Source organism: Nocardia cyriacigeorgica GUH-2, from assembly GCF_000284035.1.
GTDB classification, from domain to species: Bacteria; Actinomycetota; Actinomycetes; order Mycobacteriales; family Mycobacteriaceae; genus Nocardia; species Nocardia cyriacigeorgica_B.
Window position 1 is genome coordinate 5,624,609 of record NC_016887.1, and the last position, 15,037, is coordinate 5,639,645.

12 protein-coding genes are annotated in these 15,037 nt (G+C 68.9%); 4 read left to right on the forward strand and 8 right to left on the reverse strand.

The window, feature by feature from the left end; genetic code table 11:
- The 3 genes from NOCYR_RS25190 to NOCYR_RS25200 all read right to left on the reverse strand — a co-directional run bounded on the left by NOCYR_RS25190 (window position 1) and on the right by NOCYR_RS25200 (window position 2,092).
- The gene (locus NOCYR_RS25190; RefSeq protein ID WP_014353234.1) at window positions 1-567 is read right to left on the reverse strand and encodes a vitamin K epoxide reductase family protein; all 567 of its coding nucleotides are present in this window, start codon (window positions 565-567) and stop codon (window positions 1-3) included.
- The gene (locus NOCYR_RS25195; protein WP_014353235.1) at window positions 564-1,355 is read right to left on the reverse strand and encodes a DsbA family protein; all 792 of its coding nucleotides are present in this window, start codon (window positions 1,353-1,355) and stop codon (window positions 564-566) included. Before NOCYR_RS25195 ends, NOCYR_RS25190 begins: the two co-directional genes overlap by 4 nt.
- Before the next feature lie 155 nt (window positions 1,356-1,510).
- A complete protein-coding gene (locus NOCYR_RS25200) occupies window positions 1,511-2,092 on the reverse strand; it encodes a TetR/AcrR family transcriptional regulator (RefSeq protein WP_014353236.1) in 582 nt (193 codons plus the stop codon).
- Between the two features lie 95 nt (window positions 2,093-2,187).
- Here NOCYR_RS25200 and NOCYR_RS25205 point away from each other — a divergent pair, with 95 nt between their 5' ends.
- The 3 genes from NOCYR_RS25205 to NOCYR_RS25215 are packed head-to-tail and all read left to right on the forward strand — an operon-like array spanning window position 2,188 to window position 5,521.
- Entirely contained in the window at window positions 2,188-3,471 is a 1,284-nt protein-coding gene (locus NOCYR_RS25205) for a carboxylesterase family protein (RefSeq protein WP_014353237.1), read from the forward strand.
- Window positions 3,472-3,506: 35 nt separating this feature from the next.
- Complete coding sequence (locus NOCYR_RS25210; protein ID WP_014353238.1) at window positions 3,507-4,652, forward strand: FAD-dependent oxidoreductase; 1,146 nt, start codon at window positions 3,507-3,509, stop codon at window positions 4,650-4,652.
- A 56-nt stretch (window positions 4,653-4,708) separates the two neighbouring features.
- On the forward strand, window positions 4,709-5,521 hold the full coding sequence (locus NOCYR_RS25215) for an alpha/beta fold hydrolase (protein ID WP_048834444.1): 813 nt from the start codon (window positions 4,709-4,711) through the stop codon (window positions 5,519-5,521).
- A 53-nt stretch (window positions 5,522-5,574) separates the two neighbouring features.
- On the opposite strand, the gene NOCYR_RS25220 is transcribed toward NOCYR_RS25215, so the two are convergent.
- The 3 genes from NOCYR_RS25220 to NOCYR_RS25230 all read right to left on the reverse strand — a co-directional run bounded on the left by NOCYR_RS25220 (window position 5,575) and on the right by NOCYR_RS25230 (window position 10,359).
- Window positions 5,575-6,627 carry an NAD(P)-dependent alcohol dehydrogenase gene (locus NOCYR_RS25220; protein WP_048833703.1) on the reverse strand — a complete coding sequence of 351 codons (1,053 nt, stop codon included), beginning with the start codon at window positions 6,625-6,627 and terminating at the stop codon, window positions 5,575-5,577.
- A gap of 68 nt (window positions 6,628-6,695) precedes the next feature.
- Window positions 6,696-8,468 (reverse strand): DEAD/DEAH box helicase, encoded by a 1,773-nt coding sequence (locus NOCYR_RS25225; protein WP_014353241.1) that lies wholly within the window; start codon window positions 8,466-8,468, stop codon window positions 6,696-6,698.
- Window positions 8,469-8,853: 385 nt separating this feature from the next.
- Complete coding sequence (locus NOCYR_RS25230; RefSeq protein WP_014353242.1) at window positions 8,854-10,359, reverse strand: phthiocerol/phthiodiolone dimycocerosyl transferase family protein; 1,506 nt, start codon at window positions 10,357-10,359, stop codon at window positions 8,854-8,856.
- Between the two features lie 130 nt (window positions 10,360-10,489).
- Here NOCYR_RS25230 and NOCYR_RS25235 point away from each other — a divergent pair, with 130 nt between their 5' ends.
- Window positions 10,490-11,050, forward strand: coding sequence for a TetR/AcrR family transcriptional regulator (locus NOCYR_RS25235; RefSeq protein WP_048834446.1), 561 nt, complete (start codon window positions 10,490-10,492; stop codon window positions 11,048-11,050).
- Window positions 11,051-11,289: 239 nt separating this feature from the next.
- Here NOCYR_RS25235 and metE read toward each other — a convergent pair whose 3' ends face one another.
- Together metE and NOCYR_RS25245 are read right to left on the reverse strand one after the other, a co-directional pair.
- Window positions 11,290-13,629, reverse strand: a complete 2,340-nt coding sequence (gene metE / locus NOCYR_RS25240; RefSeq protein WP_014353244.1) for a 5-methyltetrahydropteroyltriglutamate--homocysteine S-methyltransferase — start codon at window positions 13,627-13,629, stop codon at window positions 11,290-11,292.
- A 423-nt stretch (window positions 13,630-14,052) separates the two neighbouring features.
- A complete protein-coding gene (locus tag NOCYR_RS25245; protein ID WP_014353245.1) occupies window positions 14,053-14,925 on the reverse strand; it encodes a 3-hydroxybutyryl-CoA dehydrogenase in 873 nt (290 codons plus the stop codon).
- Between the last annotated feature and the right edge of the window lie 112 nt (window positions 14,926-15,037).

Genomic DNA, 15,037 nt, shown 5'->3' on the forward strand with positions numbered 1-15,037 from the left:
TCAGACCAGCGACAGCCAGTAGTCCTGGAACCGCAGGAAGATCAGCAGCAGCACCACGGCGTAGAACAGCGCGACGAACGTCCACCGCCATTCCGCGACCACCCGCATCGGCCCGCGCGAACCGCCCCAGAGCGTCTGGGTGACGATGGCCAGCAACGGCGTGATGATGGCCCACACGACCATGCAGTACGGGCACAGCGCGCCGATCCGGTACAGGCTCTGGAAGATCAGCCAGCAGATGAACACCGTGCCCGCGACCGTGCCCAGCCACAGCCCGATCCAGATCCAGCGCGGCAGCGCCACACCGGCCACCGCGAGCACGGCCAGGGTGACGACCACCGCGAACCCGGCGACACCGATGATCGGGTTGGGGAACCCGAACAGCGCCGCTTGGTCGGTGGTCATCACCGAACCGCAGGACAGGATCGGGTTGAGGCTGCACGAGGGTTGGTAGGCGGGGTCGACGAACAGTTTGAACCGTTCGACGGTGAGCGTGAACGACGCGATCCAGCCGGCCAGACCACCGATCAGCAGTACCCAGGCGGATCTGGGGGCGGCCGCGATCACTGCCCTGCGGCCTGCGCGATCACCGGCGCCAGCCCACCGGGGGTGAACAGCGCTTCGCGGGTCTGGACCTGCTCACCGTTGACGAAGACGGTCGGCGTGCCCTTGATGCCCTCGTCCAGCAGCTTCTTCGACTTGGCCTTGACGAACTTGTCGTAGGTGCGGTCGGTGATGCACTGGGCGACGCTCGGATCGGTGTAGCCGACCGACTTGGCGATCTCGATCAGCTGATCGTCGGACAGGCCGTTGCCGCCCTCCGGCGGCTGCTGCGCGAACATGGCCTGCAACCAGGCCTGGAACTTGTCGACGCCGGTATCGGTGACGCAGTAGGCGGCGTTGGCGCCGCGCGAGGAGAAGTCGGTGGTCGACATCTCGTCGAGGAACGAGGCGATGTTGTATTCGACCTTCACAGTGCCGTTGGCGACGCCGTCGGCGAGCACCTGACCGTTGGCTTCCTCGAACAACTTGCAGATCGGGCATTGCAGGTCGGCGACGACGCGCACGGTGACCTTGGCATCCGGATTGCCGACGACGATGGCGCCGGTGGATGCCACCGGATCCGGGGCCTCGGCGGCCGGCGTGGCGCCCGCGCTGGTGGGGCTACCCGCGATCACGCTGGGGATCGGGCCCAGGTCCTCGGAGTCGGAACCGCGCAGGGCGATCCCGATGCCGATGGCGGCGACGAGACCGACGAGCACCGCCGCGACACCCACCTGGATCGCGATCTTGCGGTTGCGGTCGGCACGCTCGGCCGCCGCCAGCGGATTGTTCCGACCGGGTTTATTGCTCACCGTGCGTTCACCACGCCTTTCGCTCGCTTTCGCGTTGCCTGCTGCCCTGATGGTAGAGCCGGATGCGGTGTTCCGGCGTCAGCGGGCACGCGCACATCATGGTCGGTGAACCTGAGAGTTTCCGAAATACGCGGCGTGTTCTCGGGCGGAGCCGGTCAGCGCGGGGTGAGCCCGGCCATCAGCAGGTCGACGGCGGTCTCGGGAAGATCGTCGGGGATATCGCCGTCGAGCTGGGTGATGTACATGTGCACCAGCCCGCCGAGGGTGAGCATGGTGAGGCGCGGATCCACCGTGGCGGCGATCTCACCGCGCTCGATTCCGCGCCGGACGATGTCCTGCGAGGCCGCCAGTCGCACGGTCCAGAAATCGCGCCGGACCGCGGCGGCCTCGGCGTCGGTGTCGGTGATCGCGGTGGAGCGGATCAGGGCCGCACCGGACGGGCTGCGGGCGAAGCGCACCAGCATCGTCATGAATTCGATCAGGTCGGTGCGCACCGAGCCGGTGTCCGGAATCGGGATCTGGGTTTCCATGCGGGACAGCAGCGCGTCCAGCAGCAGCCGGGGCAGGGTTTTCCAGCGCCGATAGACCGAGGTTTCGTGCACGCCGGCGGCGGCGGCGATATCGGCGACGCGCACGTCGTCGATGCCCACGGTTTCGATGCGCGCGAGTGTCGCATCGAGGACAGCGCGGCGCAGTCGGGCGCCGCGCAGCTGGGGTGTGTGGTTCGCGTCGGCCATGTCTTCGATTATCGCAAGTGGTCTTGCGTTATTGCTCGGAGGGGCCTAGCGTGGCGATAACGCAAGTCGACTTGCGATACGCGGTAGGAGACGAGATGAACGACAGCGACGTCGTGGTGTTCCGTGGCATCCCGTTCGCCACGGCGGCTCGATTCGGCAGGCCGGAGCGGATCGCCTACGAGGGGCCGCATCAGCACCGGTCGCCGGTGAGCGCACCGCAGCTACCGGGCCGGCTCGAACCGGTGATGGGAGCGCCCGCTCGGTTGCCGCAATCGGAGGACTGCCTGGAGTTGACCGTCACCGCGCCAGCGGATCGGGAACCGGGCGGGCGGCCGGTGATGGTGTGGATTCACGGCGGGGCGTATCTCGCCGGTGGCGGGGCCTGGAATCTGTACGACGCGAGCGAATTGGTGCGCGAGACCGGCATCGTGGTCGTGTCGATCAACTACCGGCTGGGCGTGCTGGGCTATCTGCGGATGCCGGGCGTGGCGCCGGGCAACCTCGGGCTGCTCGATCAGATCGCCGCGCTGGAGTGGGTGCGCGACCATATCGCCGAATTCGGCGGTGATCCGGAGCGGGTCACGGTGGCGGGGCAATCGGCGGGCGCGCATTCGATTGTCGCGATGCTCGGTATCGAATCTACGCGTGGGCTGTTCCGGAGTGCGATCGTGCAGAGTTCGCCGTTCGGGATCGGGTTCCAGACTGCGGCGAAGGCCCAGCGCGCGGCACAGGCGTTTCTCACCGCGCTCGGCGGCGACCCGCAGGATGCCCCGTTGACGCAGGTACTGGCCGCCCAGGCCGCGGCCGCGAAGAAGCTCGCCGGCCCGGGTGGACTCAACTCCGCGCCGCCGTTCCTGCCGATCGCGGGGGTGGATCCGCTGCCGGACCATGACCGATGGCATCGTGAAGTCCTCGACCGTGCTCCCGGATTCCACCTGGTGATCAGCGCGACCGCCGAGGAGATGCGGGCGTTCTACGACGGTCCGCATCCGGTGTTCTCCCGGATCCGCTCGGTGCCGATCGCCGGCCCGCGGGTGGTATCCGCAGTGCAGAACCTGGTCGGGCGCAAGGCTTTCGAAGACGGCACCACCGCCTTCGCCGATCTGCTCGCCGCGCACGGCGCCGACGTCTACCGCTACCGCGTGCACGCCCTGCATCCGGACAATCCGTTCGGCGCCTGCCACTGCCTCGAACTGCCGTTGTTGTTCGGCGACGATTCCGCCTGGCACGACTCGGCCATGCTGCGCCCGCTCACGCCCGCCGAGGTGCGGGAGCTGGGAGCGCCGCTGCGTAAACAGTGGGGCGCATTCGTGCACATCGGAGATCCCGGATGGGACCCGTATGCGGCCAGTTCTCCTGTCATCCAGCACATTCCGTGAAGCACACCCACTTCCCGCAGAGAGGACCGCATGCGATGGCTGACCGGCATGCCGAAGTAATCGGTGGTGGCATCGGCGGGCTGACCGCCGCGACCGCCCTCGCCCAGCAGGGTTGGTCCGTGCGGTTGCACGAACGTCAGTCCGCGATCCGAGCCATCGGCGCCGGAATCTATGTGTGGGACAACGGCCTGTCCGCTCTGGAGGAGATCGGCGCGTTCGCCGACGCGACCCGCGGCGCGCATATCGGTCCCGCCATCGAGGCGCGTTCGCGCAACGGTCGCACGCTCTACCGGATCGATATCAACGCCGACGACGGGCCGCGCTGCTACACACTGCTGCGGGACCGGTTGATCGAGGCACTGGTGCAGGCGGCTACCCGCGCCGGGGTGGACCTCGTCACCGATTCCGCGGTCGTGGCCGCCGATCCGGGCGGGCGGGTGGAATTCAAGGACGGCCGCACGACCAGCGCCGATCTGATCGTCGTCGCCAATGGTGTGCATTCGCGGCTGCGGGATCGGCTCGGTCTCACCGCTCGACGCATCCAAATGCGTGAGGGTGCGGCCCGGCTGATGGTGCCCGCCTCGGCCGACTACCTGCCGGCCGCCGACAGCGTCAAACATCTCGAGCATTTCCAGGGCCGGCGCAGGCTGCTCTACACGCCGTGCACGCCCGAGCACGTCTACCTGGCGTTGGTCGCCGATTCCGACGACGCCGCTACCCGCGGTGACCATCTCGACGTCGACTCCTGGGTGCGCAGCTTCCCCTATCTGGAAACGTTGCTCCGCACCACACCCGACATTCAGATCCGCTGGGACAACTTCGAATTCATCCGCCTGAAGGCATGGTCGCGCGGCAAGGTGGCCCTCCTCGGCGATGCCGCGCACGCGCAGCCGCCCTATCTGGGCCAGGGTGGCGGTACGGCCATGATCAACGCGGTCTCGCTGGCCGCGACCGTCAGCGCGGGCCTGCCGCTGCCCGAGGCGCTGGCGCGCTGGGAGCGCGAGCAGCGGCCCGGCATCGAACGCACGCAGAAGACCTCGTATCGGATGCGTCTGCTCAACAGCCTGCCCGACGGCGTCCGCGATCCGCTGTTGATGGTGGCAGGCCGGTTGCCCGGTCTCACCGATTCACAACTGGCCGCGACGCGCCTGCGGGCCACCACCGGCGATCAGGCCGCCTGACCGGGCGAAATGTCCGTGTCCGCAATGCCGCGGCTCGGGAAAGGGAGAAGAACATGATCACCACGATGAAGATCAACGGCGTCGAGATCGCCTTCGACGACCAGGGCTACGCACCCGATACACCGGCGGTCGTGCTGCTCAACGGCTGGGCCCACGACCTGCGCGCGTGGAATCCGCTACTGCCGTATCTGCGGGACAAGCATCGCGTCATCCGGGTGTGCTGGCGCGGCCACGGCCCCGACCGCTCGCCCGTCGGCGATTTCGGTGTGGCCGAACAGGTTTCCGACACCATCGGGTTACTCGATGCGCTCGAGGTCGAATCGTTCGTGCCCCTGTCGCACGCGCACGGTGGCTGGGTGGGCCTGGACATGGCCGACCAGCTCGGCGTCGAGCGAGTGCCCGCGGTCCTGCTGCTCGACCTCATCATGACCCCGCCACCCCCGGAATTCGCCGCGGGTGTCGCCGCGTTGCAGAACCCGGCTACCTGGAAGGCCGCGCGCGACGAGCTGCTGCGTTCCTGGCTGGACGGGAGCACCAACGAAACGGTGCTCAACCACGTCCGCTTCGAGGCGGGCGGGCACGGGTACGACATGTGGGCGCGGTCCGGGCGCGAGGTGGAAAAGGCTTATCGGACATGGGGTTCGCCGATGGGGCGGATGGAGAAGATGAGTGCACCGCGCCCTATTCGGCACGTGTTCTCACATCCGAAAGCGCCCGAATACGACGCCCTGCACGCCGAATTCGCCGCCAGGAATCCCTGGTTCAGCTACACCCGGCTCGGCGGGGAAACCCACTTCCCGGGTTTGGAACTGCCCGAGCACGTAGCAGGCGAGTTGTTCGACCTGCTCGGATCGACCGTTCGCAGCTGAGAACGCCCATGATCGGCCGATGCACATGCACCGGCCGATCCGGATCCGAGTCATCACATGGTTGCCACGTCGATCACGAAGCGATACCGCACGTCGCTGGCGACCACACGGTCGTAGGCGCCGTCGAGTTCGTCGGCGGCGATCACCTCGATCTCGGCGCCGATGCCGTGTTCGGCGCAGAAGTTGAGCATCTCCTGGGTCTGGGCGATGCCGCCGATCATCGAACCCGACAGCGAGCGGCGGTAGCCGGCCAGCGTCATCGGGCGCACCGACAGCGGCTGTTCGGGCAGGCCGAGGATGACCAGGGTGCCGTCGAGGGCGAGTAGCTTCATGTACTGGTCGATCGGCAGATCGGCCGAGACGGTGTTGATGATCAGGTCGAATTTCCCGCGCAGCTCGCGGAAGGTCTGCTTGTCGCTGGTGGCGTAGTAGTGGTGGGCGCCGAAGCGTTTGCCGTCGTCCTGCTTGCTCAGCGAATGGCTGAGCACGGTGACCTCGGCGCCGAGGGCCGCGGCGATCTTCACCCCGACGTGGCCGAGGCCGCCCATGCCGATGATGGCGACCTTCTTGCCCGGCCCGGCCTGCCAGTGCCGCAGCGGGGAGAACAGGGTGATTCCCGCGCACAGCAGCGGCGCGGCGACGTCCAGCTCGAGGCCGTCGGGGATGGCGAGTACGAAGTTCTCGGTCACCACGACCTGGGTGGAGTAGCCGCCCATGGTGTAGCCGCCGGGCTGCACCGTCTCCGGGACCGGCGTGTTGTAGGTCATAGTGGACCCGCCGGTGCAGTACTGCTCCTCACCGGCCAGGCACGCCCGGCAGACGCCACAGGAATCGACCATGCAGCCCACGCCCACCCGGTCACCGACCTTGTGCCTGGTCACCGCGGAACCGACCGCCGCGACGATGCCCGCGATCTCGTGCCCCGGCACGCACGGGTAATTCGCCCCACCCCATTCGTTGCGGGCGGTGTGGATGTCGGAATGGCAGATGCCCGCGTACTTGATGTCGATCAGCACATCGTGTGGCCCCAGCTCACGACGCTCGATGGCGACCTTCTCGAACGGCGCGTCCGGTCCGGCCATTGCGTAGGCGGTAGCTGTACTCATGCGTTCATGCCTACCGCCGCATGCGGGTGTTTGCCAACTGCCCGCGGGATGGGGCGGCGTGGCCGGGCTCAGCCTGCCGCACGGGTGGCGCGACGGGGGCGGCGCTGACGGGGGCTCGCGGGGGCGGAGTCCTCGAAGCGGCGCGGGGTGTCGGCGTTGTGGCCGCGGGCGTTCGTGCCGTGGGGTGCGGTGGGCCGGTCGGAGCGGGCGCCGGAGCGGTGGGTGGCGGGATCGTGCTCGGTGCGGCGGGCGGGCTGGCGGGTGCGGGCCTGGCCGTCGGCGTGGCGGGTGGCGGCGGCGGGACGGGCTCCGCCGCGGCGCTCGCCCTGCTGACGTCCGGTGCGCTCGCCAAGCTGACCTGCGGCGCGATCGCCGTGCTGACGTGCGGTGCGCTCACCCTGGTGGCCCGCGGTGCGGTCGCCGTGCTGACGTGCAGCGCGTTCGCCCTGCCGGCCGCCCGCGCGCTCGCCGTGCTCCCCGCGGCGGCCACCCACGCGATGTTCGGTCGCCGCCCGACCGGCCGACGGGCGGTTGCGCCGCGAACCGCGACCGGCCGGCTGAGCCGCGGGCTCGGCGTTGCGGCGGAAGCCGCGCGTGGGGCGCTCGTCCTGGCCGGTGTCCGGCGCGGAGCGGTGTTCGGGCGCGGCCACGGCGCCGATGAGGGCGGTGACGGCCGGGGAGGTTGCGCCGGCCCGCTGCGGGGTCACCGTGATGCCGGCCTTGCGTAGCAGCACCGCGACGTCCTTGCGCTGTTCGGGCAACACCACCGTCACCACGTCACCGGAGCCGCCGGCGCGGGCAGTGCGGCCGGATCGGTGCAGGTAGGCCTTGTGTTCGGCGGGCGGATCGACGTGCACCACCAGTTCCACGTCGTCGACGTGCACGCCGCGCGCGGCGATATCGGTGGCGACCAGGACGCGGGTAGAACCGTCGGCGAAGGCGCTCAGGTTGCGGTCGCGGGCGGCTTGGGAGAGGTTGCCGTGCAGGTCGGCGGCCGGGATGCCGGCGGCGGTGAGCTGCTTGGCGAGCCGGCGGGCGTGGTGCTTGGTGCGCATGAACAGGATCCGGCGTCCGGTGCCGGAGGCCAGCGCGCGCACCAGATCCTTCTTGGCGTCGGCGCCTGCCACCTCGAAGACGTGGTGGGTCATGGTCGGCACCGGGCTCGCGGCCGTATCGACCGAATGCGTGACCGGCTCCCGCAGGAACCGCTTGACCAGCCGATCCACCTCGTTGTCGAGCGTGGCCGAGAACAGCAGCCGCTGCCCGTTCGCGGGCGTGGCGGTCAGGATGCGGGTGACGGCGGGCAGGAAGCCGAGGTCGGCCATGTGGTCGGCCTCGTCGAGGATGCTGATCCGCACGGCGTCGAGCGAGACGACGCCCTGGCGCATCAGATCCTCGAGCCGGCCCGGGCAGGCCACCACGATGTCGGCGCCGGCACGCAGGTCACGGGTCTGCCGGTTTACCGGCACCCCACCGAAGATGGTGACCACCCGCAGCCCACACGGCCGCGCCAGCATCTCGACGGTGGCCGCGATCTGGGTGGCCAGCTCGCGGGTGGGCGCGAGGATCAGCCCGGACGGCTGCCCGGATTTGCTGGTCGCGCCGGCCAGCCGCTCGACCATGGGAATGCTGAAGGCGAGGGTCTTGCCGCTGCCGGTCTTGCCGCGGGCGAGCACATCGCGCCCGGCCATGGTGTCGGGCAGGGTGGCCGCCTGGATCGGGAAGGCGCCGGTGATACCGGCCGCGCGCATCGCATCGATCAGTTCGGCGCGCACACCGAATTCGGTGAACGGCGCGACGGGGGAAGCCGCGGACACGGCGGCAGAAGCGTTGTCGGACATGGAGATACAGGTGCCTTTCCGGCATCGGAGCGAGACCGCAGCGTCGCGCAGGACTCGAATCCTCACCCGATGGTGGCAGCGCCGCGATGACCGGCGCGAAAGGTAGCCATCCACGACGGAGTTGGGAACCTGCGCGAAAGATCAGCGCACGGAACCTCCGCAACCCTACCGCATCTGCGGCGCCCGCACTCCCGGCCGGCGCTGGGCGCCGGACCCGCTCGTACCTATGGGCCGCCAGATCGCCGGTCGCGGCGACGTTCTCGGCGGACTCGCCGCGACTGGGAGGTACGTCACACACCGCCGTCGCGCTGGTCCACTACCTGCTGCCCGACCGCGCCCAGGATGAGGCCGGAACCGCATGGATGCCTCGGACGGCACCCCACCCTCACCCCAGACCGGCCCGCGCCGCGACGGTGATTCCGCGCAGCGTGGCCGCCAGCGCGGAGCGCACCTTCTCCTGCCGCATGCGGCTGTAGAGGGAGGTGTCGAATTCGATCTGCACGGTCATCCGTTCGCCGACGGTGAAGACGGTCAGCTTCGGCGAGATGTCCGGTGCCATGGCGAAGATGTCATCGCGGACGAAGTCCAGCCCGGCGGGCAGCGAATGTGCGGGCAAGCGGCCGATATTGGAGATGGTGAAGGTCGGCGGCATCGAGAGCACGGCGGCCATGACCGGGTCGTGACCGAACTGCCGGGCGGCCAGCAGCACCATGGCGGCTTCCCGTCGTTCGAGGGCGTCGCGGACGCCGGCGTCGACTCGCAGGCCGAGCTCGACGGGACTCGCGTCGTCGTCCACGAATACCGGCGTCCCGATGCCGGACGCGAAGTTGACCAGCACGGAGTCGGGCAGCGGTGGACTCAGCCGGGAGCGCAGATCGGCCGCGTGCCCGAGGTTCAGCAGCAGCGGACCGGCCGCATCGAACTGGTCGCGCACCGCGACCAGCGCGGCACCGCTGAACAGACTGTTGACCGAGATGCCGTGGGCGCGGGCCGCGGCGATGAGCTCGGCGGTCTCACCGGCGGTCGACTCGATGCGCACCATCGCGAATCGTCCACCGGGGTCGGCATTTCCGTCGTGCGGCAACGCGACCGGCGCCGAGCCGGGGACGGCAGCGGCGACCTGCGCCCGGACCTGCGCCACCCACCCCGATACCGCCGCCTCGTCCACCAGTTCGGCCATGCGGTCGTCCAGCGCCTCGGGAATTTGCGCGCCGGTCGGCGCGTGTAGAGACGCCGCGTGCGGAGACGGCGCATGTGGAGTCGCCGAGCGCGGAGTCGGAACATGCGGAGTCGCCGAATGCGGCGTCGGCGCGTGCGGAGACAGCGCGTCCGGGGTCGGCGCGTGCGGAGACAGCGCGTGCAGGGTCGGCGCGTGCGGAGACAACGAGCCCGTCCCGCGCGGAGCCGGCGAGGCCGTCGCGGACGGCATCGGCGAGCCTGTCGCAAGCGCAGTGTAGTGGCGCCACAGCTGGTCCAGCAGCGCGAAAGCCGATCGGCCGTCGGCGATTCCGTGATGGATGGCCAGCACGAGCTGGGCGCGGTCGCCGTCGCGGAGGAGGTAGGCGCGCAGCAGCCCGTCCGACCAGTCCACCGGCGTATTGACCAGCCGGAAGTACTCGGTCTCGGCGCCGGCGAGCACTTCGAACGGGGGCCGCCAGAGATCGTCGACCACGAAGTGCTGGGCGCCCGCGCCATCGACCACCCGGCTGCGCAACAGCGGATGCGCCGCGACCACCTCGTCCAGTGCCAGCAGCAGCGTGGTCTCGTCCACCCTGCCGCGCACGGTCGAGCCGATGAACAGGGGCATGCCGCCGGTGCGGACGCTGCCGACGCGGCCGTCGGGGGTGAAGTAAGCGCTCTCGAAGGGGGACAGCGGACGGTGCTCGGCCATCGGACTCTCGTTTCCATGCGGTGGATCTACCTGTCACCGCGAACATACATCTGTTTCAAACATTTGTCACAGACGATTGTTTGAAACAGCCGTAACTAACGTTCGTCAGTGGTCCTGCTACGGTGCCGTGGTGGGAACTCGCGAGGATCTACTCGAAGCGGCGAAGACATGCCTGGCCGAACGCGGCTACGCCCGCACGACAGTGCGCGATATCGTCGCCGCCTCCGGCACCAATCTGGCCGCCATCAACTACCATTTCGGCACCCGCGACGCCCTGCTCAACCAGGCGATGATGGAGTCCAGCGGTGACGCGGTGCAGCAGATTCTGGACTCATTGCCCGGCGATCCCGGCGACCGCACCGCCCGCCTGGATGCGTTCCTGGCCGCACTGATCGGCTCGTTCCAGCAGAATCCGAGCCTGTGGTCGGCCAATATGGAAAGCCTTGCGCAGGCGCTGCATTCACCCGAACTGCGCGCCGAGATCAGCGCGGCGAAGGACCGGGCCCGGCACGCGCTGGCGCAGTTCGGGCAGGCCGGCCCCGATGACGCCGTCGGCGCTGTCCTGCACACCTTGATCTGCGGCCTGCTGGTGCAGTGGGTGATCGACCCGGACGGTGTTCCGGTCCCGGAGGAACTCACCGCAGGCCTACGCACCCTCACCGATCGACTCGCGACCCCGCCGCCACGGTAAGGCTCGCGGCGCCATCTCGTGGGACTCACGGCGCCATCTCGTGGATCTCGCGGCGCCGCCACATGAAAATCGCGGGCCATCACGTGGAGCTCGCGACCCCGGTAGGGCGGGCTCGCGGCCTCCGCCCACGACTACCCGCAGCCGCACCCGGCAATCGCCGCGACAGAGCTTCCGACAGTCGACAGCACGACAAGGGCCGCCTCCCCGGCGAACGGGAAGACGGCCCTTGCCGATTCGATCTATTCGCCCGCGTTCTCGGCTTCCGCCGCGGCTGCGGCAGCCGCCTCGGCCCGTCGGCGCACCCGCCGCGCCGCCGCGACCATATTCCGCAGCGACGGCTCCAACTGCCAGTAATGCCGGGTCTTCAATCCACCGTCCGGATTGGCCCACAATCGTTCCGGGGTGACGGCTTCGGCTGCGGCGGTGAGCAATTCGTCCAGCTCGTCGATGTCCGGGATGCGCGCCGAACGGCTCTCGTACACACCGGGTCCCACACCGTGGCTGAGGCCGTGTCCGGAGGCGCAATCCTCCTTCAGCGCCTTGAGCACCCATTCGATGGAGCGAGTGGCCACGATCGCGGTGACGTCGGCGTCGAGCTGTTCAATCGCCTCGACCACCTCGGCCCGGCCGGAATAGCCGATGTGGGTGTGGATCTGGGTTTCCGGTTTGACGCCCGAGGTCGCCAGCCGGAACGCACCGACGGCCCAGCGCAGGTATTCCTTGCGCCCTTCCGGTCGCGGCGGCAGCAGTTCGCGGATGGCGGGTTCGTCGACCTGGATGATCGAGATGCCGGCCTTCTCCAGATCCACCACTTCGTCGCGGATGGCCAGCGCCACCTGGTCGGCGGTCTCGTACAGCGGCTGGTCCTGGCGCACGAACGAGCGCGCGATCATGGTGACCGGACCGGTGACCATGCCTTTGACCGGCTTGTCGGTCAGCGACTGCGCGTAGCTGATCCACTCCACCGACATCGGCGCAGGCCGGGAGACGTCGCCGTAGATGATCGGCGGCCGCACGCACCGCGAGCCGTAGACCTGCACCCAGCCGAAATGCGTGGTGGCGAAGCCGTCGAGCAGTTCGGCGAAGTACTGGATCATGTCGTTGCGCTCGTGCTCACCGTGCACGAGCACATCCAGGCCGATGTCTTCCTGCAACCGGATGGTGGCCTCGATCTCGGCCTCGATCCGCTTGCGGTACTCGTCGTAGGACAGCCGGCCCTCGCCCAGGTCGTAGCGGGCCTGACGGATCTTGGCGGTCTGCGGGAAGGAGCCCAGCGTGGTCGCGGGCACAAGCGGCAGGTTCAGCTTCTCCTGCTGCGCGGCGCGCCGCTCGGCGTAGGGCGCGCGCTCACGCATCTCCGGGGTGATCGCGTAGACCCGCTGCCGCACCGCGTGCTTCTGCTTGAAATGCACCTCGGTGGGGCGCTTGCGCCACTTGTCCGACGGGCCCTCGGTGAGCGCCTTTGCCAGCGAGACGACCTCGCCCACCTTCTGTTTCGCGAACGCGAGCCGGTCGGCGACATTGCCCTCGATGTCGTATTCGGCCAGCACGTCATAGGGCACGTGCAGCAGCGTGGTGCCGGTGGACACCACCAGGTCGGGGCAGACCTTGGCCAGCTCGTTGAGGTATTCCAGGGTCACGTACCGGTCGGCGCGCCAGACGTTCTGGCCGCTGATCACGCCCGCGTAGAGGCGCTTGCGCCGGATACCGGGGATCTGCGCCAGATCCTCCGGGCGCATCCGGTAGGAGGCCAGGTCCAAGCCGATGGCCTCGACATTGGAGCGCGCCAGAATGGTCAGCGCCTCGCCGAAATCGCCGTACTGGCCGGTGACCAGGATGCGCGGGCGCAGCGGCGCCTTCGTCAACCGTTCGTAGGCGCGTTCGAACAGCGCCAGCTCGGCCTCGGAACGCTCGCTGGTGAAGCACGGTTCGTCCAGCTGCACGCAGGTGGAGCCGCGCTTGGCGAGGATCTCGAACAGCTCTTCGTACACCGGCAGCAGCTTGTCCAGCAGCGTCAGGGTGTCGAAACCGCCGGACTCGCCGGGGATGTGCCCGGCCTTGGACAGCAGCAGCAGCGACATCGGGCCGAGCACCACCGGCCGCAGCTCGATGCCGCGAGCCATGGCGCGATCCCATTCGTCCAGCAGCGCCTCGGGGTGCAGCGAGAACTCGGTGGTCTCGTCCAGCTCGGGCTGACGGTAGTGGTAGTTGGTGCCGAAGAACCGCACCAACTCCAGCGGCGGCAGATCGGGACGGCCCCGCGCCATCAGGAAGTAGAAGTCGAGGGGATCCATCCCCTCTTGCAGCTCCCGGAACCGGGCCGGGACCGCGCCGAACAGCAGCGCGTTGTCCAGGATGTGGTCGTAGAAGGAGAAGGTGTTGCCCGGCACCTGGGTCAGCCCGGTCGCGGCCAGCTCACTGAACTGCCGCTCCTGGATATCGCGCCTGACATCCAGCAGCTCCTCGCGGGTGATGCCGCCGCGCCAGTACGCCTCGAGCGCTCGCTTGAGTTCCCGGTGCGGCCCGATCCGCGGATATCCGAGGACGCTCGACCCGAAACCATCGGTGACGTTGACCATGAGCGGGAAACTCCTTTTCGATCACCTGATCGGCTTCCACCTGCCGAGATGGATGCCGAAGAACGCTGCGCTCGGCGTCGCCCGGGTCCAACGGGCGGCCATTACGCAGCTTATGCCCGGCCGCCCGAGTACCTACCGGATACCCGGCGAACTACATCGATGGATCACCATGCTCGCCGCCGCGAGCTCGGTCGGGCCCCGTCGACCCAGGCCTTCGACGCGGCAGCTGAGCGGGTGTGGGCCGGTCGACTCCGCCGGGTATGCCGCGGTTCGGCACTCGTCCGGCAGTTCGGGCGCCCTGCGGCGACGGCGGCGCCTCCCGGAACCTCGGAGAGCGGACCAGCAACCGCCGGCAGTGACTGCGGTCGGTTGCTGGCCGCCGGCCCGAAGGAATCCCGGAAGGCTCTCCGGAGAGAGCGAGAGCTACTTGCTGTTGTACTGGTAGAACCCGGCGCCGGTCTTCTTACCGAGCAGCCCGGCCTCCACCATGCGCATCAGCAGCGGCGGGGCGGAGTACAGCGGCTCCTTGAACTCGGCGTACATCGAGTCGGCGATGGACTTGACGGTGTCGAGACCGACCAGGTCGGTCAGCGCGAGCGGGCCCATCGGGTGGGCGCAGCCGAGCACCATGGCCTTGTCGACGTCTTCCTTGGTGGCGAAGCCGGATTCGACCATGCGGATGGCCGAGAGCAGGTACGGCACCAGCAGGGCGTTGACGACGAAACCGGAGCGGTCGGCCGAACGCACGACCTGCTTGCCAAGCACCTCGCCGGCGAAGGCCTCGGCGCGCGCGGAGACCGACTCGCTGGTCTTGAGCGTGGTGACCAGCTCGACCAGCGGCAGCACCGGCACCGGGTTGAAGAAGTGCATGCCGACGACCCGCTCGGGGTTGTTGGTGGCGACGGCGATCTTCATGATCGGGATGGAGGAGGTGTTGGAGGCCAGCACGGCGTCCGGGTCGGTGACGACCTTGTCCAGCTCGGAGAAGATGGCCGTCTTGACCTTCTCGTCCTCCAGCACGGCCTCGACGACCAGCTGGCGATCGGCGAAATCGCCCAGGTCGGAGGTGAACCGCAGCCGCCAGGCGGCCTGCTCGCGCTCGCGCTCGGTGATCTTGCCGCTGCTCACACCGCGATCCAGCGAGCGCAGGATGCGCGCGCGACCGGCGGCGGCCAGCTCCCGGGTCTGCTCGTAGACCAGCACGTCGACGTGCGCGCGTGCACACACCTCCGCGATTCCGGCACCCATCTGTCCGGCGCCGATGACACCGACGCGTTGAATCTTCTCGCTGCTCACGTCCAGCTCCTGGGGTAGGTCTTGGCTGTCGGGGTTGTCGGCGCCCGGTGGTGACCGGCACCTTCAGTTGATCAAGTTATAGGGATGCCCTCCCGCCCGGGGCTGTTCGGGC